This is a genomic window from Candidatus Margulisiibacteriota bacterium, assembly GCA_028715625.1.
Classification (GTDB): Bacteria; Margulisbacteria; Riflemargulisbacteria; order GWF2-35-9; family GWF2-35-9; genus JAQURL01.
In genome coordinates this window covers 21,306-47,474 of sequence record JAQURL010000012.1, presented here as the reverse complement: position 1 = coordinate 47,474, position 26,169 = coordinate 21,306, and the positions used below count along the sequence as shown (strand labels likewise).

21 protein-coding genes are annotated in these 26,169 nt (G+C 38.9%); 7 read left to right on the top strand and 14 right to left on the bottom strand.

The window, feature by feature from the left end:
• The 7 genes from PHV30_03275 to PHV30_03245 form a co-directional block, all read right to left on the bottom strand.
• Nucleotides 1-1,205 (bottom strand): fibronectin type III domain-containing protein (locus PHV30_03275; GenBank protein MDD5456037.1); only part of this gene is annotated, 1,205 nt, incomplete at its 3' end.
• A gap of 10 nt (nt 1,206-1,215) precedes the next feature.
• A complete protein-coding gene (locus tag PHV30_03270) occupies nt 1,216-4,338 on the bottom strand; it encodes a thrombospondin type 3 repeat-containing protein (GenBank protein MDD5456036.1) in 3,123 nt (1,040 codons plus the stop codon).
• 295 nt (nt 4,339-4,633) lie between these two features.
• Nucleotides 4,634-5,749 carry an exodeoxyribonuclease VII large subunit gene (gene xseA, locus PHV30_03265; GenBank protein MDD5456035.1) on the bottom strand — a complete coding sequence of 372 codons (1,116 nt, stop codon included), beginning with the start codon at nt 5,747-5,749 and terminating at the stop codon, nt 4,634-4,636.
• Entirely contained in the window at nt 5,746-6,876 is a 1,131-nt protein-coding gene (gene carA / locus PHV30_03260; GenBank protein ID MDD5456034.1) for a glutamine-hydrolyzing carbamoyl-phosphate synthase small subunit, read from the bottom strand. The genes xseA and carA overlap by 4 nt, the downstream gene beginning before the upstream one ends.
• Nucleotides 6,876-8,147 carry a dihydroorotase gene (locus PHV30_03255; GenBank protein ID MDD5456033.1) on the bottom strand — a complete coding sequence of 424 codons (1,272 nt, stop codon included), beginning with the start codon at nt 8,145-8,147 and terminating at the stop codon, nt 6,876-6,878. Before PHV30_03255 ends, carA begins: the two co-directional genes overlap by 1 nt.
• 2 nt (nt 8,148-8,149) lie before the next feature.
• On the bottom strand, nt 8,150-9,085 hold the full coding sequence (locus tag PHV30_03250) for an aspartate carbamoyltransferase catalytic subunit (GenBank protein ID MDD5456032.1): 936 nt from the start codon (nt 9,083-9,085) through the stop codon (nt 8,150-8,152).
• 49 nt (nt 9,086-9,134) lie between these two features.
• Nucleotides 9,135-11,105 (bottom strand): RAP domain-containing protein, encoded by a 1,971-nt coding sequence (locus PHV30_03245; GenBank protein ID MDD5456031.1) that lies wholly within the window; start codon nt 11,103-11,105, stop codon nt 9,135-9,137.
• Between the two features lie 262 nt (nt 11,106-11,367).
• Here PHV30_03245 and recO point away from each other — a divergent pair, with 262 nt between their 5' ends.
• The 3 genes from recO (at nt 11,368) to PHV30_03230 (ending at nt 13,719) form a co-directional block, all read left to right on the top strand.
• The gene (recO, locus tag PHV30_03240; protein MDD5456030.1) at nt 11,368-11,886 is read left to right on the top strand and encodes a DNA repair protein RecO; all 519 of its coding nucleotides are present in this window, start codon (nt 11,368-11,370) and stop codon (nt 11,884-11,886) included.
• Between the two features lie 2 nt (nt 11,887-11,888).
• Nucleotides 11,889-13,034, top strand: a complete 1,146-nt coding sequence (locus PHV30_03235) for a glycosyltransferase family 4 protein (protein ID MDD5456029.1) — start codon at nt 11,889-11,891, stop codon at nt 13,032-13,034.
• 70 nt (nt 13,035-13,104) lie between these two features.
• Complete coding sequence (locus PHV30_03230; protein MDD5456028.1) at nt 13,105-13,719, top strand: hypothetical protein; 615 nt, start codon at nt 13,105-13,107, stop codon at nt 13,717-13,719.
• Between the two features lie 126 nt (nt 13,720-13,845).
• On the opposite strand, the gene PHV30_03225 is transcribed toward PHV30_03230, so the two are convergent.
• Nucleotides 13,846-14,115 (bottom strand): cupin domain-containing protein, encoded by a 270-nt coding sequence (locus tag PHV30_03225; protein MDD5456027.1) that lies wholly within the window; start codon nt 14,113-14,115, stop codon nt 13,846-13,848.
• Nucleotides 14,116-14,168: 53 nt separating this feature from the next.
• Here PHV30_03225 and PHV30_03220 point away from each other — a divergent pair, with 53 nt between their 5' ends.
• Genes PHV30_03220 through PHV30_03205 form a run of 4 tightly spaced genes read left to right on the top strand, consistent with a single transcriptional unit; the run spans nt 14,169 to nt 17,033 of the window.
• Nucleotides 14,169-15,215, top strand: a complete 1,047-nt coding sequence (locus PHV30_03220; protein ID MDD5456026.1) for a hypothetical protein — start codon at nt 14,169-14,171, stop codon at nt 15,213-15,215.
• A gap of 10 nt (nt 15,216-15,225) precedes the next feature.
• Nucleotides 15,226-15,777, top strand: a complete 552-nt coding sequence (amrA, locus tag PHV30_03215; GenBank protein ID MDD5456025.1) for an AmmeMemoRadiSam system protein A — start codon at nt 15,226-15,228, stop codon at nt 15,775-15,777.
• Between the two features lie 2 nt (nt 15,778-15,779).
• Nucleotides 15,780-16,004: a hypothetical protein gene (locus PHV30_03210; protein ID MDD5456024.1), complete on the top strand. Its 225-nt coding sequence runs from the start codon at nt 15,780-15,782 to the stop codon at nt 16,002-16,004.
• 6 nt (nt 16,005-16,010) lie between these two features.
• Nucleotides 16,011-17,033: an NAD-binding protein gene (locus PHV30_03205; protein MDD5456023.1), complete on the top strand. Its 1,023-nt coding sequence runs from the start codon at nt 16,011-16,013 to the stop codon at nt 17,031-17,033.
• A gap of 39 nt (nt 17,034-17,072) precedes the next feature.
• Here the strand turns inward: PHV30_03205 and PHV30_03200 are convergent, their stop codons facing one another.
• From PHV30_03200 to PHV30_03175, 6 genes are all read right to left on the bottom strand, one after another.
• Complete coding sequence (locus tag PHV30_03200) at nt 17,073-18,881, bottom strand: hypothetical protein (GenBank protein MDD5456022.1); 1,809 nt, start codon at nt 18,879-18,881, stop codon at nt 17,073-17,075.
• 1 nt (nt 18,882) lies between these two features.
• A complete protein-coding gene (locus PHV30_03195) occupies nt 18,883-20,130 on the bottom strand; it encodes a hypothetical protein (GenBank protein MDD5456021.1) in 1,248 nt (415 codons plus the stop codon).
• Nucleotides 20,131-20,133: 3 nt separating this feature from the next.
• On the bottom strand, nt 20,134-21,177 hold the full coding sequence (locus PHV30_03190; GenBank protein ID MDD5456020.1) for a hypothetical protein: 1,044 nt from the start codon (nt 21,175-21,177) through the stop codon (nt 20,134-20,136).
• A 137-nt stretch (nt 21,178-21,314) separates the two neighbouring features.
• Complete coding sequence (locus tag PHV30_03185) at nt 21,315-24,038, bottom strand: hypothetical protein (GenBank protein MDD5456019.1); 2,724 nt, start codon at nt 24,036-24,038, stop codon at nt 21,315-21,317.
• Nucleotides 24,022-24,618, bottom strand: a complete 597-nt coding sequence (locus PHV30_03180) for a DNA-3-methyladenine glycosylase (protein MDD5456018.1) — start codon at nt 24,616-24,618, stop codon at nt 24,022-24,024. Before PHV30_03180 ends, PHV30_03185 begins: the two co-directional genes overlap by 17 nt.
• Nucleotides 24,619-24,645: 27 nt before the next feature.
• Complete coding sequence (locus PHV30_03175; protein MDD5456017.1) at nt 24,646-26,166, bottom strand: 2-isopropylmalate synthase; 1,521 nt, start codon at nt 26,164-26,166, stop codon at nt 24,646-24,648.
• Nucleotides 26,167-26,169: the final 3 nt, after the last annotated feature.

Sequence of the window (26,169 nt, the reverse complement as noted above, 5' to 3'; positions counted from 1 at the left end):
TAGTTCAGATAGGCGGAATATGTAGTTCCGTTTGCAGCGTCAACATTATTAATACTCATATTAATTGTAGAATTTCCAAAATTCGGAGCTAATGTATCGTCGTATGTCCAATCATAAAATCCCCAGAGATTTATATTATTACCGTCTTCAAAATTTTCCAGCATGGCTCCGCTGTTTGTGGTAACAGGGGGCAGGGCTACAGCTGATGCCGTAACACCCGGAGCATAAACAGGCGGAATTCCGCCGTTAAAAGCAAACAAGGCATAATAATAAGTAATACCCGCAGTAAGACTGGTATCGATAAAGCTGCTGCCGTTCCCCTGATAAATTGTCGCTCCATCGGTTACTGAGGCCGGGAAACCGGTTACACTTCTCCTGATCAATGTTCCTGCATTGTTAGTGCTATTTGATGGCGTCCAGCTAAGGGTTATCTGCCCTACTCCGGATACCGCGCTAACACCTGTAACGCTATTAGGAGTCGTAGTATCGTTGCCTGACGGACTGATGGTCGATCTGCTTAAAGAAATATCCGCGGTAGATTTGTATACTGCCGTTTTGGACATGTCTCCGCCGAACCCGTCGTTTGCCGACCAGCCGTAAAAGGTAATCATATCTGAGTTTAACGCTACGTTAAAAGCTGCGCCGGAAGAATCTACAAAGTTATTATTGGTAAAATATTGCATATCATAAGGTGTTGTAGAAATACCCTGATTATATAAACTGACCAGCGGCATGCTGACCGAGCCGTTGCTGGTCTTGGTAGCTTTAGCAAAAACAATTACATCATGGGTAACTTGTAGCGCTGTCTGATAAGCAAGCACATTACCCAGATATGTAACACCGTTAGGGGCCGAAAAGTTGGCCTGCGATGTCATGACCGGGTAAAAATTGCCACCGTTATTGTCTAAGGTTGAACCTGACTTGACCGCTATATAATAGGTAGTAGCAGGATTAAGTCCGGTTATAGTAACATAATGAATCTTATCCGCGTAGGAAGATCCTCTAACATCTGTATTTTCCGTAACAACATTGGTTGTTGTTGTTCCAATATAAACACTACCTGTTTCCACGGTATTGGAATACCAAACTACTGTAAAGCCGTTCTGATTATGGTTAGCCGTAGTAATAGAAACGGGAGTGCTCGCGAGAGCACCCCCGACTAGGATTACCAGAACAAAAGCAATACTAGATAGTTTTTTTAACACTTTTTACCTCTTATTTCGCCGGATGCCAGTTCAGGCTGTTGGTAAGTTTCAACATATATCCGGTAAGTTTTTCAATGTTAAAGTTGGTACCAGTATTGGTAGTGAAATCATAGAATATCATTGTTCCGTTTTGCAGGGTCATAACTCTTTCGAGTATGATACCACTACTATTAATTTCCTGTCCAAGCTCTTTTACTGTATATGGCTGACCATGTGCTTTACCTATACCATTCCAACCTGAAGCCAAGTTGTAGATTTTATCGGTAGCCATAGGCCCTTGAGGTACATAAAAGCTGACCACACTGCTGTTCACCCATAATGCCTCACCATAATTTACATTAAAGTTCGTTCCAGGATAAACTTGCCATAAACCGTTCGTCATTTTCCAAACTTCGGCAACGTTACCACCCTGAGCGTTAATAGAACTTACTATCTGGCTAACTGTGTAATTACCGGTTAAACCTGTATGGATTATATTCCAACCGATCTGCAGATTGATTGTAGACTGCTGCGGCTGAACTCCTGTTACATAATAGTCGCCATATTTAAAGGCATTGGCTGCAATATTCTTTGTCAGTAATATGGAAGCCATTCTGATATCAACGTTACCTGTCGCTATTTGACTGATTACATCAAACAGGATCATAGCTACACCCGGATAGTTGGGCGCTATAGGCTGGAAATCCTGAACACCGTTACCGACCTGGCTGGTGCTGAGCTTCATAGCAGATACAGGAATATAGTATGTATGCCAGTTACCTGTGTCGGGGAAATTCAGGTCCATAGAATACTTGTCTGCTCCACCGGCTATAATTGCGAAGGTAGGAGTATCCTGATCAATAATTGACAAGGACAGTTTGTCGCCTGGTTTGCCATCGTTACGCAAATCAACCTGAATATACGCATATGGTGTCCAATCGAACAGATAGCTGCCTACATATTTGTTGTAGTTGCCAACATAGTAATTTACAGCATTGCCTAAAAGATTTACGTTACCGGTAGTATATACAGCTCTTAACGTATTGGTTGTGCTCCAGCCGTTAACTGTGGGCATAAAGTCTTCAATGGTTGGGAATGGATATCTTACATTGGCTGAAAGGCCGGCAAAATACTTGTCAATATTGGTAATACCATCGCCCGCGGGCATGCCGTTAGCGCCATTATTACCTGACGCGCTATTGGGGTCCAACCCCTGGGCAATTTCCCAGACGTTTGGTAAACCATCACCGTCAGTATCGTTAGAAATATTTTCTGTAGAAGCCTGCAGATTGTCAAAGTACAAGCTTATGGACCCGGTAGATGTACGGCTTATCAAGGAAACTCCTACTAAATTTAAACGGCCGTTATCACCATTGGAAGCCATATTCATCAGGCCATCACCTGTGCTGTCGGCAGTACGGGTGAATTTGTTCAAAAGTACTGTAAAGTAAGACCACTGATTTTTGTTGTTAAAAACCTGTTCAAATTCCCATTTATCAATTCCGGTATTGCAGGAAACCTGCAGCTGAATTTTAATTCTGTCGCCGATCTGACCCAGGTTCTGCGCAACAAACTTTAAGCTGTTATAGCTTTTATTGAAGTCTATTGACCCGTCTTTTACCCAAGCGCTGGCAAAACCGGCATAGTAATTTACCGCGTTACCCATAAACTGGATAGATTTGGCTCCGTTAGCCGGTACTGATGTATCGGTTGTGTTTACATATGCAGTTCTTAAGGAATCTGCTGTAACCCATGTATATCCGTGACCTTCAAAATTATCTATTACTGGAAACAGATTGGCGACCAGAGGACTGGTACCATAGGTCATTTCTGCATAGTTACTAATTCCATCAAGGTCTGTATCCGTCAAAATATAATTGGTTGTAGCTGTGCTGAATCCGTAAGAAGTTTCTACAGCATCCACAACACCGTCGTTATTCACATCTGTCCCATAGGACAAATTGTTTACAAGATGAATCTCGTCAACCAGTATGTTCATACTACCGGCAACGGAGCTAGCAATAAAAGACATTCCTAACATAAGAACTCCGGGATAAATGTTGTTGGTTACAATCTGGTTTGGATTAAATATACCATCCACATTGCCACTGACTTTCTTCAAAATAATATTATTGATCGGGATATATACTTCTTTCCATACATCCTTTTTAGTTAAGTTCATGGTTACTTCATAAATTTCAGCTGTATCAGCCGAATATGTTTCTTTGTCATTGTCATAAACATCAATTTTTACAAGACCGCCAATATTGCCGATATTTTTTAAGGCAACACGTACATACTTGTATTGACCCCAGTCCATAAACTGACCGTCATAAATATATCTGGAAGCATAGCCTCCGAAATAGTTGCTGGCGTTATTGATCTTAACCTGCATACCATTTGCGCCCCAGAAAGCGTTGGTAGTAGGAATTAAATTCAATGCACCGGATGCTGTCCATTTGTTTACTCCAGTTGAAAAATCTTCAATAACCGGGAAAATATTGGGAGTAATAGCATAATTTGCTGTTGCTCTGCTTAAAGGAAATCTTAACTGATCTGAAGTCCCGTCCTGTTTAACACTGTTGATAACAAGAAAATCGGCGTTAGTATAAGTAAAAATAGCGCTTAAATCCTGTACGCGAAACTGACCGATTTCTGCCTGCCAGCCATCTACCTGTATTCCATTGCTTTTAACTGTGTTGGCAAGTCCGCTGCGCAGTTGCGATCTGTTTTTATTAACGTCTTCAAGATACATAGTATAAAGTACATCAGAAGTTACAGTCCAATTTCTATCAAAAACACCGCCAGCTTTTAAAGTCCAATCACTGTAAAAAAGAGTGGGCCCTGTTTTTACAGTATAATTTCCAGAAGAAGTGGCTCCGGAAATTATCGCGAAATTATAAGTAGTGTTTGGGTTGGAAACAGGGACTTCCACGTAATGCAAGGTATAGTTGCCTTGCCCCCTGAGATCACCAACTCTTGTACCCAGAGCTACTGTGGTACCATAGTTAATAGTCCCCGGCTCAGAGGTACTGCTGGTCCAGGACACACAAAACTTGGTGTCCGTGACATTTGTAATCTGTACATTGGAAACTGTTGACGCATAAAGTATCGAAAACAAGAGAACGCTAGCGATGATCCATAACTTCTTCATTTTAACTTTCCTCCTTAATATTGTCTGTCGGAAAGGCATCTGTTTATTTTATCATGGTTTATTTTTTTTACCATTCACAAAATGCCTACTTAAAAATATCGTGCGATTTTTTGTATGTATTCAGATATTTAACACCTTATTACATTCTTTTTTTTTAATGTGTTGCTGCCCTGAAAACTTTACGACCATCCAATTTTCCCGGGCAAAAAAATTATAAGTTGTAATGATTACACCAAAAAAAAAATCAAAAACAAAGTGCCAATAGTTGGTGAAAATTGGTGTAAACAGTCTGGAATTAACGAATAATGGCGCTAATATCACCGTCATGAAAGCTAAGAATGACGGAATCGTCAGGATTAATATCCTTTACCGATTTGATTATCTTGTTGCCTTTACGAACTAAGACATAACCTTTATTAATGGAAATCATCGGATCCAGGCCTTTTAATCTTGTGCTTAATATCAGCAATGTTTCTTTTCTTCTTTGAATAATAAGTGATATTGCGGAAGAAAGATCATAATTCAAGTCAGCAAGGAACATTTGCTTTTCCTGCAATTTATTTATCAAAATATGCTTTATTTTTTCTTTATAACCTGTAAAGTATTGTATATATTCATCCTTGGATAAAGAAACCATTACAGCCGCGGCAGTGGGTGTAGCGGCCCTGACATCAGCAACAAAATCGGCTATTGTAAAATCTACCTCATGCCCGATAGCCGATATAACCGGAAGTTTTGAATTAAAAATAGCCCGCGCGACAACTTCTTCATTAAATGCCCAGAGCTCCTCTATGCTGCCTCCACCCCTGGCCAGAATGAGCACATCCAGGTCGCCATAACTATTAGCGATTTCAATACCGCGAACAATACTGGCAGCGGCTCCATCACCCTGCACTACAGCGGGAATAATAAAAATCTGTACAGACTGATTGCGCGACCGTATAGTGGCTACTACATCATGCAAAGCCGCTCCGGTAGGTGATGTAACAATAGCAACACGTCTGGGATACAGTGGAATGGCTTTTTTGTATTCCTCGTTAAATAAACCCTCTTTCCCCAGTTTTTGTTTTAACTGTTCAAAGGCTATAGCCAGCGCACCAATGCCTGAAGGTTCGAGGTAATAAACCTGAAAAGTATATACTCCCCGCTTTTCATAAACAGATACTTTTCCCCGGGCTATGACCTGCATATTATCTTTAAGTTCGAAGGAAGGGTGATATGATGAAAAAATAACGCAACTGATCTGTGCCGATTCATCTTTTAAAGTGAAATATAGCTGATTACCAAACTGATATGATCTGACATTGGATACTTCACCGAGTATCCAGAGGCTTTGCAGCTGAGCGTCTTTTTCAATTGAATTTTTTAAATAACGGGTAATTTCCGAAACCGTAAAAACTTTTTCGGTCATCTGGTTTTCATAAGTTCGATAAACTCGTCAAAAAGATAGTCACTGTCATGAGGCCCGGGAGACGCTTCAGGATGGTACTGCACAGAAAACAAAGGATATTTTTTATGATATAACCCTTCCACTGTCTGATCATTCAGATTGATATGCGAAATAACAGTGTCTTTATCTACTGTATCGGGATCAATCGCGAAACCATGGTTTTGTGAAGCTATTTCGACTCTGCCGGTTGCCATATTTTTTACAGGTTGATTGCCGCCGCGGTGACCGAATTTCAACTTGAATGTTTTCGCGCCCAGCGCCAGACCTATGATCTGATGCCCCAAACATATTCCAAAGGTAGGGATACTCTCTTTGATCAACTCTTTAACATTTTCAATGGCATAAGAAACTGCCGCCGGGTCGCCTGGGCCGTTCGACAGGAAAAAACCGTCCGGTTTGTATTCTTTAATAATATCCTGAACTTTTTTCTGCGCTGGGAAAATTCTTAGCTCACAGCCTCTGTCATTAAGCTTTCTTAATATATTTCGTTTGCAACCATAATCATAAACCGCTACTTTAAATTTGCCTTTAGTTTTAACATCAGGATAAGCCAACAAATTACAGTCAGACCTATCGGAAAAACTATATTCCTTGCTCACGGTTACATCTTTGACCAGATCCATACCGGTCATCTTGGGAGCATGTTGCAACTTTTTTTGTAATACTTTAGGGTCAGTTTCCAGAGTGGATATTATTCCCAACATGGCGCCTTTATCACGGATATGGCTGGTTAGCGCCCGTGTATCTATACCCTGAATGCCCATTACTTTTTGCGATTTTAAATAATCGTCCAAATTTCCGTCAGCACGATAGTTAGAAAATGATTTGCTGTATTCTTTGACAACAAAACCGCTAACCTGCACTCCGTTTGATTCCACATCTTCCTTATTAACACCGTAATTTCCAATAAGCGGATAGGTCATGCAAACTATCTGATATTTATAGGATGGGTCAGTAAGCACTTCCTGATATCCTGACATACAGGTATTAAATACGACTTCTCCGATTACTTCTCCGGTTGCGCCAAAACTGCTACCCTCAAAGTATCTGCCGTCTTCCAGCACCAGTATAGTCTTTTCCTGTTTCATTATTCTCTCCAAACTATGTTCCCGTTAACTACGGTCATTACAGCCTTTCCTGTTCCTTTCATTTTAATAAAAGGAGAGTTTTTACTTTTGGAGTAAAACATACTTTCTTTTATTTCCCATTTTTTATTGGGAGAAATAATTGTTAAATCGGCTACACTTCCTTGTTTTATATACCCGCTGTTGATACCGATTATATTTGCCGGGTTAGTGGAAAAGCATCTGACAACTGTTTCCAAAGGAATTTTTCCTTCCCCTACCAGAACCTGCATGGCTAGCATGACAGCTGTTTCCAGCCCGATGATCCCGAAAGCGGCAATATTAAACTCTTTATTTTTGTCATCCAGTGTATGCGGAGCATGATCAGTAGCAATTACATCGATTGTACCATCCTTAATACCCTCAATAATAGCAATACGATCAGCTTCCGTACGCAGGGGCGGGTTCATTTTGCAATTGGTATTATAGTCTTTTACCGCTTCTTCGGTGAGTGTAAAATAATGCGGCGCTGTCTCAGCTGTTACCTGAATACCACGCTGTTTGGCCTGACGGATTAATTCTACAGACCCTTGGGTACTCACATGAGCGATATGAATCCGACCGAAATATTTTGCCACTTCCATACTCTGAGCAATTGCTGCTTCTTCGGATGACCGGTGAATACCTGGCAAACCTAAAATTGTGGAGTACTTTCCTTCATTCATGGCACCTTCATAACTGAGCAGTTTGTTCTCGCAATGTAGAACCAATACTTTATTATAAGGTTTAATATATTGCAGGGCCCTTCTCAGAACCAGCATATTTTCAACAGGCTGACCGTCATCGGAAAAAGCCACCGCTCCGGCTTTGACCATAGAAGCCATCTCGCTCAGTTCCTGACCTTCCAGCTTTTTGGTTATGCTGCCGATCGGGTAAAGCTTGGCCTTATTAATCTCCCAGGCTTTATCAATCAAAAATTTTATAAAATGTTCATTATCTATAACCGGATTGGTATTGGGCATAGTGCAGACAGCCGTAATGCCACCATGTACTGCCGCGGACAGACCGGTTGCCAGAGATTCTTTTTCTTCATGACCGGGTTCGCGCAAATGCACATGCATATCTATAAAACCGGGGCAAAGATAAGCACCTTCAAGATTTATAACTTCGTAGTTCTTTTTGACAGCAATTTCGTCGGCAATTTCCAGCACTTTACCTGCGGAAACAAGTACATCTTTTTTGCTTTGGCCGTCAGGATTGACTATAACAGCGTTCTTAAACAGTATATCTGACATTTTTATAATCCTCCCATGAGCAGCAAATATAAAACCGCCATACGAACGGAAACCCCGTTTTTAACCTGTTCCAATATTACATTATAGGGACCGTCTGCCACTTCTGTACTGATCTCAATACCTCTGTTCATAGGCCCGGGATGCATCAGTATAACGTCATCTTTGGCTTTTTTCAAACGCTGGGGGGTTATTCCATATTCCCTGTAGTATTCACGTACGCTGGGGAAGAAATTACCTTTCTGCCGTTCGAACTGTACCCTGAGTACATTGATGAAATCAGCGCCATCAATGGCTTCTTCCACTTTATGTGTAACCGTAACTCCCATGGTTTCAATACCTTCGGGAATTAGCGAAGGCGGACCGCAAACTACTACTTTAGCACCCAATTTGGTAAGGCCCCAGATATTGGACCTGGCTACACGGCTGTGATAAATATCGCCTATAATCGCTACTTTTTTCCCCTCAATATAACCTTTTTCTTCGATCATGGTAAACATGTCCAGCAAGGCCTGTGTGGGATGTTCGTTAAAACCGTCACCGGCATTTATAACCGAAATGTTAACATTATTGGCGATCAGTTGAGCGGCTCCGGCCATATTATGCCGGACTATAATTCCGTCAATACCCATGGATTCGAGGTTCTTAACTGTATCGATAAGTGTTTCGCCTTTGGAGATGCTGCTGGTCTGTACTGCAAAACCCAGCGAACCTGCCCCCAACATTTTCATAGCCATGTCAAAGCTGGCCTTTGTCCTGGTGCTGGCCTCATAAAACAGCGGAACAAGAACCTTGTTTTGTAAGGTAGGGAGCTTTTTAACTGGCCGATTAAAAATTTCTTTGAAAAGAGTTGCCTGTTGAAGAATATTTTCTATGTCCTGACGGGATAAATCTTTAAGACCGAGTAAGTTTTTCTTTTTGTTGGTTTTACCGTAATTCACGCCAGAACATTATTTTAATCCGTAATTTATGGAATGGCAAGCGGGATTTCTAGGGTTTATCTATTTCATAAAAAGGAGCCATCAAGTTCAATAAAAAAAATTCCTTATCTTCAGCCTCCAGCCAGTCGGTAACATTAATTCGCGCTACTTTCCAGCCCATAAGGTTCAACATCCTGTCCCTGAACAAATCCCTACCTACTATATCACCGTTCTGCATATGATGGTAGACGCCGTCTATCTCGATGGCAATTTTAGAATTTATATCCGCGCAATCAATATAGAAACCGTGCATAAAATATTCATCATTATGCACAATGCCAAGATTAGTGAGGCTCTGCGAAATAACCTTATGTATTGCGGATGATTGCGGAGCATCCAACTCCTGCGCTATCATCAGTTCATCGATTTCTTTTACTATTTCCGTACGCAGACTGCCACGCCAGTCAAATCCGTTTAATTCCAGATAATGCAAAAAATAATATACTCTCAATAATTCTTTGCTTTTGAAATGTCCCAGTTCATTTATACGTCCGATTATTTTTTCAGTAAGCCGGGGGTCAAATTCATCGTTTAACAGATTGGCCTGGGCTAATATAGACAAAGACTGGGAATTAAATTCTTTAATTGTCTTCAGGGCGTACCTGTTTATTTTTTGTATCAATTCTTTATTAACTACACCCAATGTACCATAAGCCAAGCTCAAATTAGCCAGTTCTTGAGGATTAAAGTCTGCCATCTTCAAATCTGACTCCCGACCTATTAAGGTTAATAAATTCTCGTCTTTAATCCTGAATTTGGCCATGGACCAGGCGATCAAAGAAAGTCCCTGCGAATTAAATTCTTTTATTTTCAGTCTACTTTGTTCTCTGATCAAATCAAAGAGCTGTTCATTATAGATATCGGCCCTGGCAAATGCCCAGGCCAGCAAAGTCAATTGACGTGCCTCATATAAGTAAATCTGCTTGCAGGCGATATCAGCCGATCTATAAAACAATTTTGTGTGTTTGGTCCCCAAAGTAACAAAAGATTTCAATATTCCGATGGTACTATAGGGATTAAGTTCATGAATCCTCTCGCATAGATCATCACCTGCTATACGGAACAACTCTTTGTCCACTATACCGGCTAGCGCAAAACCTGTTAAAAGCGCGGAGATACTATGGGTTATAAATCCCTGAATATTTTTTTTTGCGTAATCGCTGATTTTCTGGAACAGGTCCGGATCATTACATTGAGATTTCGCGAAAGCCCAGGCAATATTGGACAAACCATGAGTTGAAAATTCATTTATTATTTTTACCGCTTGTCTGCCGATCTGGTTAAAAAGTTTGTTATCTTGTATTTCTAATTTGGCAAAAGCCCAGGCCATAGCAGCCAAACTTTGTGCCCTGAATGTATTGATGGTATTTTTTGATTCTTTACTTATAGCCCTAAATAATAAATCATTATGTATATCAAGATTGGCATATGCCCAGGCTATATTGGACAAGCCATGGTCATCGAAGCTCTTTATCTGCCTGATAATTTCATTGCCGACTGTCTGAAAAAATGGCTCATCTCTAAACCCCAGCTTGCCAAATGACCAGGTAATCATTGATAAATCGCGCGCATTATAAATTTTGATATCTTTTCGTATCAAATTGCGCAACATTTGCAAAAATTTAATATCCTGTATCTCAAGCCTGGCGCAGGACCAGGATAACAAAGAAATGCTATAACTTGTCAGCCACCATTTATTATTGTGTATTTCCTTGAGCATATAATCTATTAAATCCTTATTTTTAACAGCGGGATTTTCGTTCCGATTTCCATTCTGCTGACCGGCAAGCAAAGCCAACTGGTAGAGAAAAGCGACTACATTATATGGTCCGAACTGTGTATAATATTTATTAGCAATATCCAGCAATTTCTGAATATCGCGGGTGTCTTTAAGAAGAAAATTTATCTTTTTCTGAAACTTTAAAGAATCTTTTCCGTTATTTGATTGCCTGACTATACTAACTATTTTTTTTGACAACATAGAGAACTTATCGGTTTGGTCTTCTGATAATCTCTGAATTTTTACCTCACCCCCCTAATTCTTTCTCGAATTGTTCGAAAATAGTAATTGGTCATTGTGAGGAGCGTTAGCGACGTGGCAATCCACATATCTAGAAAAGCAGATTGCCGCGCTTCGCTCGTAATGACATTGAAGTCTCCTTTTTAGGATAATACTGCCGATGAAAACATCAAGACAGAACCCTTAGCGTATGGTTTCTATATAAAAGTGATATAATATAAAGGTGCTTATTAAACTTGATGCAATAAATCTGAAAACCGTACCCTATAGTGACAGCAGCCTGATCGTGATCGTGTTTTCCAAAGAGCTGGGTAAACAATCGCTGCTGGCTAAAGGGGTAAAAAAATCCAAACGCAGCTATGGTGGCAAATTACAGTCTTTTATGCATAATATTTATACAGTTTCAAAAAAGACAGGTATGGCATTCATAACATCTGTGGATACGATAAACCCCTATATCCAGATTTCCACCAACATCAATAAACTTTCCTGCGCTTATGAATGCCTTGCCATTACATATCATACAGGGCAATTCAATAACCCTAACCCGGGAATATTTGACCTGACCCTGAAAACACTGGAACAAATAGAAAAAGCCGAAAAAGCACAACTGGCTTTGATACTGGAAAATTTCAAAAAACAAATTTTATTCATAGAAGGTATCTTGCCTCGTGATGAGAAAAAATATAATATGGATAATCTGATTAACCAATATATTGAACATGATCTGGTAAAATTTTAATCATGAATATAGCATTTTTTACTGACACATACCTGCCTCAGATAAACGGAGTCGTTACTTCCATAGAAATCTTTCGAGAAGCACTGGAAAAAAAGGGCCATAATGTTTATATCTACGCCCCGTATATAGGAGGCAAATCGGCCTCTGCTGAGAAAAACGTTTTTCGCTTTAAATCAGCAAAATTCATATTCCAGCCGGAATATCGTATATCCCTGCCCTATTCGCGATCTTTGAACAAATTTTCCAAACTGGATATAGATATAGTTCATTGCCACACTCCTTTTTCTATGGGCCTTCTGGGTATTTTTATGGCAAAAAAATACAACAAACCTCTTGTCCATACCTATCACACAATGTTTTCGGAATATGTTCATTATCTACCCATACCAGGAGATTACGCTAAAAATTTCGCCATCTGGGCCAGCAAATCTTTCTGTAACAGCAATCACCTGGTGATCGTACCCTCGATTAAAGTTAAAGAAGAACTTATCAATTATAATGTGACGACACCCATTGAAGTAATTCCTACGGGTATTGTGCTGACAGACTATCATAAGATATTCACTACAGAAGCTGAAAAAACATATAATCTTAGTAAAGACCTGATTTACATCACAACAATTTCCAGGTTGGGAAAAGAAAAAAATATACCTTTTCTTCTGAAAACCTTTGCTGTTATCAACTCCAGTCTGCCGCAGACACGCTTCATTATTATCGGTGACGGCCCGGAAAAGAAAAACCTTTTAAAAGAAGCTGAAAAATTAGGCATTCTGGATAAAATAATTTTTACCGGCTATATTGAGCGGAACCTGATCTTCCCCTTACTGAAAATGTCGAGGGCCTTTATCTTCGCATCCAAAACAGAAACCCAGGGCCTGGTAATTTTAGAGGCCTTATCCATGAAGGTCCCGGCCGTGGCTATCGATGCCATGGGAGTGAGCAGCATTCTGGAAGACAATTTGGGAGGTATGCTGAGCACTGAAAACGAACAGGAATTTGCCGACAAAGTGCTTAAGCTGATCAGCGACGAAAAACTTCATGAACAAAAATCCAATGAAGCTTATAAAAAAGCTTTGTCTTTGTCCGCGAACAAAATGGCCAGAAAACTTATTGAATGCTATCGAATTTTATCGCCAGATGGATGCTAATTTTTTTCCTATAACGTCCAAATGTTTCTGGAATTGTCTGAAATGCAAATTCCCCGAACCTCTGAGCGAAATGGCCATAAAAAAAATAATAACAGCAGGTAAAAAAAATACGTTAAATATTTTTTCTCATTATACAAATAGTACCAAATCTTTATCAGAATTTATTCAGTATTCAAAAGCAAGAAAACAAAAAAATGCCATAATCTGTCATGGAAATAATTTTAAAGAGCTCAGTAATCTCGACCCGGACTTCCTAATCTTCCCGCTCTTTTCATTAAATAAAGAAACACATAACGAATATTCTGGTAGCGATTCATTTTACACAATCATCAGTGCCATAAACCACTTGCCGCAAAAGACCCAAAAAATCGTGATGTTTTTCATAAATAAAGATAATTTCTCAGAATGTACCGAACTAGATTCTTTTGCTTACAGCCAGAAGCTGAAAATCTGGATTATTCCCCTGCAAATTTTTTCCGATAAGGATTTTAATAATGAAGACATAAGTTATCTGAAACGTCTACGGGCCTATAAAACCCTGCATATTAATCCACTGGATTTATATATCCTCAAACATAACTTAAAACAAACAGGGAACTGCCATTTATTAAGTTCTAATTTGAATGCGGATTCTTTGCTATTAAAATTTCAGGTAAAGAGATTTTATCAGAGGTTGTTTAGGTAATAGCAAATGTCATCCCGACTGGAGCGAAGCGCAATGGAGGGATCTTTTATATAGAAAATGCTATCATTTGTTAACTAAAGATTCCTCGACTTCGCTCGGAATGACATCATTTAATAATGTGAGGTGCTAAATAAACTTATAATGTTTCTTTATGGCTTCCAACACTTTCCATTTGCAACTTAAACCGGCAGGAAAAGTTACATAATCACCTTTTTTAATTTCGATTTCTCCCTGAGGTGTGACCACAATAACCCTTCCTTCCAATATGTATGCCAGTTCTGTGCTGTCATAATGCCAATCAAACTCACATACCGGTGATTGCCAGGTAGGCCAGCCCGGCACGCCCAGAGCATTTAATTCTTCAGGCTGAGATGGGTGTTCGATTTTTATTTCCATGAACAAATCCTCCTTTGACTTTTTATCCTTCATCTTATTATAATTGAAATACAATGCGGGCGAAATATTTCTTCTGTTTTTTTATCCTTTTTTCTTTTGTTTTTCCCCTGGATTTATGGTTAACCCTGGATAAAGGACAGGAAGATAAAATTACACCTATTTTGCAGCAATACTTTCCGCAGGCAAAAATCCGGATAATCTACTGGGATAATGCCTTTAAAGAGATTACTAAAAGTTTCAAAAACAAAAAGCTGCCGGATATACTGCTGACCGGGCACACATACATTCCTTTTGTAGCGCAGTATTATTCCAACTTTTACAAAGTAAAACCGTTATTCTGGGATATACGAGCTTTCTATGTATGGGGTGATAATCCTGCCATACCTGTGCGGACATGGACCGATACATTGAATTATTTACAAAATCATACAAATTTGATGTCCTTTCCCAATAAGTGGCTTGCCAATGATTTTTATAATTTTCTTTCGTTTTTTAATGATCAACTTCCATTCTGGGTAAGCCAGTCACCCTTTTCCACACAAAACATGCTCTATACTGTTAAATTGCTGGCTACTCTTAAGAAAATATATCCCGGTATGTTTAAAGATAATCCGGTTGAGGCTTTTTTGAAACGTGAGGATTATTCAATAATTTCAGGTCTATGGATGTACAATATCCTGAAAAAACAGGAATTCGCGTTTTCGGTTTACCCGGTACCCCAATCTCAAAACGGTATTCAGGAATTTAAAGGAGCATACGTAGGTATTTATTTTAACCAGAGGAATGAAACCATGAAGGCTGCGAACGTTCTGAACTCCTACAACTTTCAAAAAGACACCTGGGAAATACTTAATCTTCTACCATCCAATACCCAACTGCAAACGGAATTAAAAGAAGACCCGGTTCTGGAGCAGTTAATACAAATCAGCGAACAGTCCAGGTACGCCAGCGCCATTGATCCGGCTGTATTGCAGAACCGAATAGATGTATTGAATTATCTCCTGAACAAAAAGGGCTTACTGGATAAATTTGATGATAAAAAAATTACCAGATTATTTAATAATAAGTTGTACTTTTCAATAATGAAATGGTTTAATTAATAATAAGATTATGGAAATAAAATTAAGTCACGAAGAGAAACAATTTTTATTATCTATAGCCCGTGAAACCATTGAAAATCATCTATTAAGCGACAAAATTCATTTGATTGAAAACAATTATCCGGCATTGGATCAGGTAACCGGAGTATTTGTGACCTTAACTGTTAACCATCAATTAAGGGGTTGTATCGGCAATATAATAGGACAATATCCGTTATATATAGGAGTTCAAAAAATGGCAATTCAGTCTGCTTTTCACGATCCGAGGTTCAATGCGTTAACCAAAGAAGAACTACCGAATATTCACATAGAAATAAGTGTCCTTTCACCTTTGCTTCCCATTAACTATAAAAATGTAGTGGTAGGCAAACACGGACTGCTGGTGAGTTACAAATATTCATCCGGAGTATTATTGCCGCAAGTGCCGGTTGAACAAAAATGGAACCAGACGCAATATTTGGAAGGAGTCTGCAACAAAGCAGGTCTTCCCTCTAATTGTTACCTGCAAAAAGACTGTGAATTAAAAGCTTTTACTGCCCTGGTTTTCTCTGAAGAGCAGTAGCTATGGTAGAAAGCATCCAAGGTTTCCAGCCAGTAAATTTTGCCGCTTATTATAGTAATGAAACAAACACCAAACCACTGGTAAAACCTTCGGAAATGTTTTCGCTGGACATTGTATCCGCCACGCCTGAAATTGGTAAAAATAATTTTCATGATGAATATGTTACAGAAACTGCTGTGCAGGAACAGCTGAATAATATTGGAAAAATCCTGGACCGGTACGCATAGAATAGTATGACTTTAAGCCTGCAACAAAGGATCCTTTTCGCCATCTTCCTGCTGCTCATCACCATAAGTATAGGTGTAAGCGGTTATCATATTTTCGCTCCAGGTTCTTCATTTCTTGATGCTTTATATATGACAGTAATAACGCTGACAACTATCGGCTATGGGGAAATAATTGACCTCAGTCATAATCCTCAGGGACGTATTTTTACCATGATCCTGATCATGTTCGGTATGGGCAATATCATGTATGTTGCTTCTACTATAACTTCGGTTATCACAGACGGCGAATTAAAGGAGATACTAAGGAGGAGAAAGATGCAAAGAATGATCAATAAACTAAAAAACCATATTATACTCTGCGGGGGAGGAGTAATGATCAAAAAAATCATTGATGAACTGTACAGCACCAAAAATGACTTTGTTATCATCTCCTCTGATATGAATGAAATAAATCAGCTTACCCATCAATACAGAGATTTAATGTATATTTACGGCGACGCTTATCATAATGACAATTTGCTTGCCGCGGGTATAGAAACCGCTTCGGGTATCATCACCACTTTGGATGATAAAGATAATCTGTTTGTTATCGTCTCGGCCAAAAAGCTCAATCCCGGTATTCGTATAGTATCCAGCGCTAATGATCCGGAAGCCATAGACAAGCTGAAAACAGTAGGAGTAAATTCCATAATTTCACCGAACCTGATCGGCGGTTTGCGTATGGTCTCGGAAATGATCCGGCCTTCTGTCACAACATTTCTGGATATTATGATGCGCGATACTTCCAGTAATACCCGTTTCTCTGAAGTAACAGTGCGTAAGGGTTCGGATCTTATCAAGCATACCATAGGCAGTTCCAAAATCAGGGATTTTACCGGCCTGCTTATCCTTTCGCTGAAAAAACCAAATTCGGACAGCTTTGTTTACAATCCTTTCCCGGATGAAGAATTGCCCGAAGGCACAGTGATGATTGTTATTGGCAGTACGGAAAATGTGGGGAAACTGAAAAAGCTGGCCAATGATCTATAGTTGTTGAAATGTTGAGCCGTGTAATCGTATTGTGGAAGGTCAGATCTTTTTTAGGCAGTCAACAAATTCCTGCTCAGCTTCTATCTTTAGCCGCAAACAGTTAAGCCTGGCGCCTTCATCACATGAAGACAAAGCTAAATCGGCAGCCTTTAGTGATGAAACGAAACTCGAAAGAACCTCTATGGCTTCATCAAAATATAAACTTTTAGAATAGATCTGGTCGTTATGTTTATATTTGATTTGGACCTGATTATTCTCGAACTGTAATTCCAGTTCATTTGCTTTAATCAAATCTTTTAATTTTTGATTATTCATCAGAAAATTATTCCAGTCTGCGGCCCTAATTACAGAATATCTGCTGATATTGCTTAACAATACAGTAAAAACCGCCGAGACCTGGTTGCTGTTACATGGAGAAGACGGCCCACGATCATATCTGTCCAAAACCAAAGCCACCTCGCTTAATATTCGGATTGCTTTATCCACTGAGACTTTACAATTTTGAGTAGAATAACCAATGGTTATCCATTCTCCATCGGCTTCCAGTCGGAAACGATTAATATTACTTAATAAATCTCTAAAAGAAATTTTTGAATGCGGACCTATCTGGTCCAGAAAGCGTCTCCATTTCGGAGATTCAACGGATGTTATGTTTGGCGTACTTCCCAAGTGCGTTTTAATGGTTTCAAAAAGATGCATATTTGCGGTCATTACCAGACCACGGCAGAGAGGATCATCTTTAAAACCGAATTGATCAATGATTCCAATGTATTCACTTAAAATCTCAACGGCTTCATCTGTATCAACTCTACAGGCCTGATCATTAAACCCTATAGTTACCACATCATTATTAATCTCAACTACAAGGCTGTTGGCTCTGCTTGTCAGGGTTACCAAATCGCTCACTGTTTTCTTGGAGACAGGCATTACCTGATTTAAAAAATTCTCCCATTTTTCCAATTCAGAACTTTTAATCTGATCTGTCGATCTTAAATGATTTACCAAGTAATCATATCCGGCGCCAAACTCTTCCGAATATACAGCATCATCTTGAGCGTTATCCGCTTCGTACATATATTCCGCGTATTTTGCTAAAATATTCGCCGCGGTGTTAACATCAAATGTTTTTGAATAATTACTATATTTAATGGTGACCCGGCCATCTGCATACTCAAGTTGCAGGTTTGATTGCTTTTTTAAGATATCCTTATATTTGACATTGGAATTACTATATGTTTGCCGTAAAAAAGTATTCCAAAAACTTTCTTTACACTCATGACGACCAATATTTCTTTCCAACTGAGTTAAATTTTTAGTTGATATATATTCAGATAATATTCGGATAGCTTCATCAACAGATAAGGAGGAACAGCGATGATTAATATGGGCCAAACTTACCAGGTCGTCATGGAACTCGATGCGCAGCGCAGGATGACCATCAAGCGCATCCTTATTTGAAACATTGCTATCGGACGCTTTTTGGTTTAAAAATGCTTCCCATTTTTTCTGCGGAGTTGACCTCAATAACTCTAAGTCACGTACCATCCGAGGCTGAATAAACCTATACTTCTCATCACTCAGGTTAAGCAGACAACTCTGGATTGACCTCAAAGCTCTGGCTTTTACGTCATCATCAACATTTGAATTGACCATTCTTGATATGATCTTAATCAATTTATCTACGATAATCGGCCACTCCTCTGCTGAAGAGCTTTTTTTATAATCATAAATTTTAGCCAGGACCTCGGGCACCGGCAACTTTAGCTGCCCGGATTCCAAGTCCAGACAGAAGATTATGTCTGTTGGAATATTTATTTGATTATCTGTTGCTATTACTTTGTTAAGCATATTAACCTTTCAGTTGATTTATTAATTCTTCAATTGCTTCTCGCTGCAACCTGAAACCGCTCATAACCTGGCCCTCATCATACGAGCCAAGTGCTTCATCTATATTATCAATTTGCCATGCCAGTTTTGATATTATTAGTCTGGCTTCATCTATCGGAAAAGAAGCTGAATATGTTTGCTCATTTTGAGTATATTTAATCTCCACCTGATCATTAAGTAAACAAGTATGTAAATCTTTTAGGCGCCCTAATATTTCACTAATCTTTCTATTTGTCCCCGCACTACTGCTGTTTAGAAAATTTTCCCATATTTTAGTATAGTCAGAACCCTTTCGAATACCATCAAGCAAACCCGAATGAGCTCTGCCCCATTCTGTCTCCGCATAACTGTCACCAGACATATTGAACTCATTCATATTTAATGCGTATTCACCCAATATCTCTATTGCTTTATCAATGTCCACTATGCATTCTTCACCTGAATATCGAATAGTTACCCGGTTATCTTTAATTTCAATATTCAGACCGGGAGTTTTTAGTAAGTCTCTGAAAAGGGCATTGGATTTGCGGGCTTTTTGATTTAAGAATTCCTCCCACTTAAAAGATATGGCATCTGTTGGTTTTAGATAGCTCATTAGAAAATCATATCCTTTTGCAAATTCAAGCATAGAAGTGCTTTCACTTGAAGATTTATCGGATTCATTCATATGATAAGCAAACATTGAAAGCGCACCGATTGCCTGCTCAGGGCTCAGATTACCTTCAAAATTCCGATATTTTATTTTTATCAGGTTTTTATTGACCTCAACCAGCAAGTCGCCGACGTTACTTAAAATACTTTTTATAGCAATGTTGGAGCCATGACATGGACTGTTTAAAAATTCTTCCCATTTTTCCTGAATCTCCGTATTAATATCCTTAATATTCAGTTTGTTTAAATCCCGGTGCAGCTTATCTTTAACTGTCTCATAATTCTTATCGTTCAGGTTCAACAAACATGATTTTATGGACTTAAAGCAGATAGCTTTTACCCCCTTGTCTACATCCTCCCCAACTCCCATCGAGATTAAATTCAATAAATTTTCGACAATGAACGGCCAGTCTTTGTCAGGTGTTTTTTGCTTATAAATAAATATCTTACTTAATATCTCCTCCGCAGAACTTCCCATGCGCCCATCTATGAACTCCAAACATTTCTGAATATCCGCCGGGACAATATATTCTTGTTCTGAGATGATTTTATTTTTCATACTCTAACCTAGCTCCGGCAAGATGCCATGACCTTCAAACATCGGATAGAATTTTCCATCTCCCAGCATTTCGGAATATGAGTAATTGCCAATCTTGAATCTCAATTTTTTGTTCTTTTCGTCTATTTGCAAAGATAAATAATAATGGTTTGAACCTCCACTGCCGAAATTCTGAGCATCTATAGTATGTTTGATATCTATTTCTCCTTTTTCAGAAATGGTTATATTATCATTTATACTTATTTCTCCATCGTATTTTTTTTCACCGTTAGAATAATTCCACTTAATAACCCCTTGTTCGTAGCATAACGTAAAAGTGGCAGTGTCGACAGCAAATTTAAGCACATTATTTGAATTTTTATATTGTTTGAGCAAATCCACAAGCAGTTTCAGGGCTTTATTTTTAGTAATGAAAATTTCGAACGACTTGTCATCGTTTATACTACCCAGTAAAACTCGCGCCCTGGCTTGTACCCATGTTGTTTGTCTTTCAATAATCATGTTTAATATAGGTAAGAGTTTATCCTTATTACTAAAATCAATATTTTTTTCTATCAATTCTGTTATGGAACTAACCGGAGCCCCTTCATGCTCATTAATTACTTTTTCCAAATAAGCCATCGCCTGCTCAACGTTTTCATTTGCTATAATATTGGCAACTGCTATATGGTTTGCATCATAAGAAATTTTATCGTTCGCAGAAACAGCTCGCTTAATAAAACCGAGGATTGTAATATCCCTTAAAAATTTCTTTTGAACAGCATCAAAATTATTCGCTCCGATATTTAATAAACAAGCCGTAATAGATTTTAAAGGATTCATTTTATCCTCAGCGGGAACAGAAGAGCTTATTCGTATGAACTCCACAACCTGATTTACATATGCCGCCCATTTGACTTTATGTTCAGGATTATCCGCAGGACCTTTAAGCACAATAAGTTTTTCTAAGAATTCTTTAACTTTTTCAGGCATTACGCTATAAATCCATTTTGTGGAAAAAAATTCCCGGAACAATTCAATATCTAAAGAAATAATTTTGGCGCGCACTTGTTACCCCTTATGAATAAATATTCTTATTAAATATATCGTATATTAGAATACTATTTCCCGTTTTTTTGGAACTACCCTCACCCCTAACCCTTCTCCCGCAAGCTGGAGAGGGGTGATATATATCCGAAAAAAACCTAAAGGCTGAAAAAGAAGATCAGATTGAAACTGGACTTAGGGGTGGTAGCCACACCTATCCCGATGTCGAGAGGGATAAGGTTAGAAAAAACATTTTGCGCGTCGATTAAATAACCTACACTAAACAAAGGAGTTTGGAAAAGATTTGTTCTGCTATCAGTATCGGCGAAATCCACAAAAAATGTACCATAAAGCTGATAGGTGTAAAAATTAAAGAATGTTAAATCATCGATACGGGCCAGCGGATATTTATATTCCAGGCTAAATTTCGCCAGATACGGACCGGACTTTGTATCATTATATCCATAGCCGCGCACAAAATAGGTATTGGGAAATCCTCCGACTGTGAAACTTTCATTCTGACTTCTGCCCGCGGTAATATTCAATTTCAGAACATGATTAAGAGCAAGGCCCGGGATATAAAGATTCAAATCATCCAAAACAGAAGTATAGCTGGTGTTATCCCGAATTTTAAAAAAGAACAGATTGGCAAAACCTTTTTCAGGCGATATTGAATAGTTATAACCACGATATGAACGAATATTATGGGCAAAAGTAAAATACTGCGCCTGATTGTTGGGGCTGGTCGTCTGGTTTTGCAGCCCAGCGGAAAAATCAAAATATATATCTTTTTGCATAAACGGGAAAAGCAGACTGGTCGTAAAAGCCTGGGTGTCGTTTTCTTTGGAAGCGTTCATCTGCAAGAAAGGATAAAGCGCTGTATTCATATATTGGAATTGATAATTCTCGAAACCATAATTATATAAATAGTACATTTGGAACTGGTGATATTGCAGAGGGTCAGTCATTAGAGAATTGAAGCCCACATAACTGCCGTAATTACTGATGGCTAGAAAGGGAATGAAATACAGCAAATTAACATTAAACATATCATAAGGCTTCGGCTGTTTAGGATACTGCTTTTTAAAATAGGTAGCGTAAAAGTTTGGTGTTATCTCCTTTTTAATATTTAAGGAAATTGCCTGGAAGGTCGGAATAGTCGGGACAATTTCATCCGGTTTCGGTATTTTGTAATTCACAGATACTATGCTGTTTGCCAGATTATCAATGTAACAAATATCATAACCTTTATTGGTGAGTGTAGAAAAAAGCAACCGGTTCGCTTGCACTGAGGGGTGATATACTCCCGTTAAAAGATTGGTAAGACGATGAAGAGAACCTTCCCTTGTTTGATAGGAATAAAGCTGGCTGTAGCCGTCCCAATCGGCAACAAAATACAGGACATCACCGGTAGTATCAAAGGACAAGTCGCGAATATTGCCTTCATACAACAAATTTTCCTGTTTACTTTTCAGGTCCAGAAAATAAAGCCCGTTTTTGGCCTGATTTCTTTTAACATAAGCCAATCTATAATGCAGACTGTCATAAGCTAAAAAATCCAGATATTCCGCTTCAAGAAGTTTATTATGTTCCAGACTCTCAAAATTTACTTCTGAAAGGACATCTCCGGTTACCATGTCCTGGACCATAAATAACCGGTTGTTTTTTACAATAAAGTTCCTTACATGCTTTTCCAAAACTTCTTCCCTATTATTGGTCAGGGAATATCTATATAGCTGCAATTGAGTTTTATACAGGTCCTGATATTCATATTTAATCAGATAAAGCGATTCGTCTGACAACTGGAAATTACTCATCAGATAGGGTTCCCTTAACATAGTACTGCTCTTTGAGTTTTGCAGATCATATTCAAAAAAACCCGGGTCCTGCTGCAAATCCGATTGATAATAAACAAATTTATTTTCTGTCAGCCAGGCTGGATATTGAGCATAGCCGTTTGCTGAAATAACTATATTATATGAGGTTTCGGTTTTTTCTTTTTCCATGTAGGTATTAAAAGTTTTTTCCAGAAATTCATCATAAAGCACTTCAGCTGATTTATCGTAAGCCTGATGTATGGCCTGTTCGAAGCCTGATAAATAGAAATCTTTGGCAAAATCGTGGTAGGAATCCAGCAGCCTTTGTATACCATACTGATCGGCCAGATAATCGATAAATTCAGCTCCGACAATATAAGGGCCATTTCCCTGTGGCCAGCGTAGCATACTGCGATTAGCCAATTGACTTAATTTAGGGAAATCATGGTATTTGGCAAAAGCCATCATATATTCATGGAAATAGGAATTATAAAGTCTTCCGCCTCCGGCCAGAAGTTTCTCGTTATAAACTGCGTACCCTTCAGCTATATATTGAGGATATAAAAACCCTTTGCTGGTCAAACGTTTTGTTAACCTGTACAAAGCTTCGGAAGAATAATTCATACCCAGATGAATTATATGAGTCAGTTCATGCGTAATAATATTGTAGAGCGCGCTCTTTTTAAAAGGCCCCAGTTCGTTGGTTGGCGCCGATGAAACCTCTATGACAATAGTTTGTGAAAAATAATCCGCACTGCCATTCGCAAGATCGCTCAGGTCAGAAAAAACCAGCTCTACTTTATCTCTGGGTGAATATTTTAGTTCGGTCGATACACTTTTATAAATGTCTTCAACAATGTCAAAAGCCTGGTCAGCTACATATCTGGTCTTGTCATTAAAATAAATATTAAAATGTTCGGTTTCATAAACATTCCACGTTTCGTAATGAGGAAACGGATAAGCGAAACACGCTCCGGACAAAATTGACAGACATATAGTCAGGAATACATTTCTAAATGTTTGCAATAAAAAGCTTGCAGGTAAAAATCTACTTGACCGAAACATATTCATTTCCTTTTATATAAAAACGATAAAGTTTTTTGTTCTCTTCTTTTATACCGATACGAGGTACCTGTACAATGTTAATTTTAACATTATCTGTTCGATCATGATATATTCCGATATGGCCATTCTGCAAATTAACACAGTTATCTTTTCTGGTAATATCCAGAGCCTGGCAAAGCATGCCCGGTCCGCTGGTCAACTTTTTTATATTATCTGTCTTGCGATTTTTTTTCATTATGTCTTCGCCGAATAACGGCTCCAAGGACCTGATAAGTATTGCGCTACCGACGCCATCCAGGCCGGTTACTACATTAAAACAATGATACATTCCATATATAAAATAAACATAACTTATCCCGCCTTTTCTGAACATAGGTTCATTCCTGGGGGTCTGGCCACGATATGAATGACTTGCGGGATCATCCTGTTCATAAGCTTCACTCTCAACTATCATGCCGCCAAGTACCTTACCGTTATTTTGAACTTTTATTAAATATTTACCTAATAATTGCCTGGCGATTTTTATAGTGTCCTGCAAAAAAAAATGTTCCGGCAGAATTTGCAGGTCCTTAAAGTTCATAAATACCAATCCTGCGGAAAATCAAATTCAGCGATTGTTATAATAAAACAACTTGTTTACTGCAGATAAAAAGGCCTGCGCGCTGGATACCAGGATATCGGTATCCGAACCTCGTCCGGTGTACACTTCACCGTTTTCCTTGATACGAACCGTAACTTCGCCTAGCGCGTCCGTGCCACCCGTAACAGCGTGAACTATATAATCCTGCAGATTTATTTTCCGACCGATGAGTTCTTCAATAGTATTATAAATTGCGTCAACCGGACCAGAACCCAACCCTGCTTTCTCCAGTATTTCTCCGGCATTGGAAACAAGTCTGACAGTGGCTGTCGGTTTAGTAGTATTCCCTGCCGTGACCTGAACGTATTCAAGTTTGTAGCGTTCTTCAATCTGAATAGACTCCTTGGCCACAATTGATTCTATATCTTTATCCGATACTACCTTTTTTTCATCAGCCAGAATTTTAAATTTTTCAAAAGCATTTTGTAATTGTTCTTCATCTACATGGAAACCCAATTCCTGCAGACGTTCCTTAAAAGCATGACGACCTGAATGCTTTCCTAATACCAGGGCCTGTTGTTTAAGCCCTATTATTTCGGCACTCATAATTTCATAGGTCGCACGATGTTTAAGCACCCCATCCTGATGTATACCGGCTTCGTGCAAAAAGGCATTTTCACCGACAATAGCTTTGTTGGGCTGCACCATAATACCTGTTATCCCTGTTAACAATTTTGATGTGCGATAAATTTCTTTGGAATTAATATTGGTTACAGCCTTAAACAAATCCTTGCGCGTATAAACGGACATTACTACTTCTTCCAGAGAAGCATTTCCTGCGCGTTCACCAATGCCATTAACAGCTACCTCAATTTGTGAGGCCCCGTTTCTAATAGCAGACAGACTATTGGCCGTAGCCAGTCCCAAGTCATTATGACAATGAACACTTATATCTACTTTATCAATACCCTCTACATTCTCTTTTATGCTTTTAATAAGCTTTCCAAATTCTTCCGGAATAGCATATCCAACGGTATCGGGAACATTAATAACTGTTGCTCCGGCTTTGATTACTTCAGTAAATATTTTGAACAGAAATTCAGGTTCAGACCTGGATGCGTCTTCTGCGGAAAATTCCACATCTGCGCAAAGAGATTTGGCAAACTTAACCATATTAATGGCAATCTGTAAAACTTCTTCCGGCGATTTCTTCAGCTTGTATTCCATATGTACGGGAGAGGTAGCTATAAAAGTATGGATACGAGGTCTGGCGCTATGTTTAACAGCTTCCCAGGCTGTTTCTATATCCAGCTTTACCGCTCTGGCCAGACTACAAATTATCGGCCCTTTAACCTGTTGAGCGATAGTTTTTATGGCTTCAAAATCACCTTTGGAAGAAATAGCAAAACCGGCTTCAATAATATCCACATTAAGATAGGCAAGCTGTTTGGCCATTTCCAGTTTTTCGTCAATGGTCATGCTGGCTCCCGGAGCCTGCTCACCGTCTCTTAATGTGGTATCAAAAATCTTTATAATCCGTTCGCTCATTTA

What these genes read in the sequence shown, in the direction of transcription:
- amrA (MDD5456025.1), top strand. Translation starts at nt 15,226, where the DNA reads ATGGAAATAAAATTAAGTCACGAAGAGAAACAATTTTTATTATCTATA.
- PHV30_03220 (MDD5456026.1), top strand. Translation starts at nt 14,169, where the DNA reads ATGCGGGCGAAATATTTCTTCTGTTTTTTTATCCTTTTTTCTTTTGTT.
- PHV30_03235 (MDD5456029.1), top strand. Translation starts at nt 11,889, where the DNA reads ATGAATATAGCATTTTTTACTGACACATACCTGCCTCAGATAAACGGA.
- carA (MDD5456034.1), bottom strand. Translation starts at nt 6,876, where the DNA reads ATGAAACAGGAAAAGACTATACTGGTGCTGGAAGACGGCAGATACTTT.
- PHV30_03185 (MDD5456019.1), bottom strand. Translation starts at nt 24,038, where the DNA reads ATGTTTCGGTCAAGTAGATTTTTACCTGCAAGCTTTTTATTGCAAACA.
- PHV30_03175 (MDD5456017.1), bottom strand. Translation starts at nt 26,166, where the DNA reads ATGAGCGAACGGATTATAAAGATTTTTGATACCACATTAAGAGACGGT.
- PHV30_03200 (MDD5456022.1), bottom strand. Translation starts at nt 18,881, where the DNA reads ATGCTTAACAAAGTAATAGCAACAGATAATCAAATAAATATTCCAACA.
- PHV30_03270 (MDD5456036.1), bottom strand. Translation starts at nt 4,338, where the DNA reads ATGAAGAAGTTATGGATCATCGCTAGCGTTCTCTTGTTTTCGATACTT.
- PHV30_03180 (MDD5456018.1), bottom strand. Translation starts at nt 24,618, where the DNA reads ATGAACTTTAAGGACCTGCAAATTCTGCCGGAACATTTTTTTTTGCAG.
- PHV30_03255 (MDD5456033.1), bottom strand. Translation starts at nt 8,147, where the DNA reads ATGTCAGATATACTGTTTAAGAACGCTGTTATAGTCAATCCTGACGGC.
- PHV30_03210 (MDD5456024.1), top strand. Translation starts at nt 15,780, where the DNA reads ATGGTAGAAAGCATCCAAGGTTTCCAGCCAGTAAATTTTGCCGCTTAT.
- PHV30_03225 (MDD5456027.1), bottom strand. Translation starts at nt 14,115, where the DNA reads ATGGAAATAAAAATCGAACACCCATCTCAGCCTGAAGAATTAAATGCT.
- PHV30_03245 (MDD5456031.1), bottom strand. Translation starts at nt 11,105, where the DNA reads ATGTTGTCAAAAAAAATAGTTAGTATAGTCAGGCAATCAAATAACGGA.
- xseA (MDD5456035.1), bottom strand. Translation starts at nt 5,749, where the DNA reads ATGACCGAAAAAGTTTTTACGGTTTCGGAAATTACCCGTTATTTAAAA.
- PHV30_03205 (MDD5456023.1), top strand. Translation starts at nt 16,011, where the DNA reads ATGACTTTAAGCCTGCAACAAAGGATCCTTTTCGCCATCTTCCTGCTG.
- PHV30_03195 (MDD5456021.1), bottom strand. Translation starts at nt 20,130, where the DNA reads ATGAAAAATAAAATCATCTCAGAACAAGAATATATTGTCCCGGCGGAT.
- PHV30_03230 (MDD5456028.1), top strand. Translation starts at nt 13,105, where the DNA reads ATGGCCATAAAAAAAATAATAACAGCAGGTAAAAAAAATACGTTAAAT.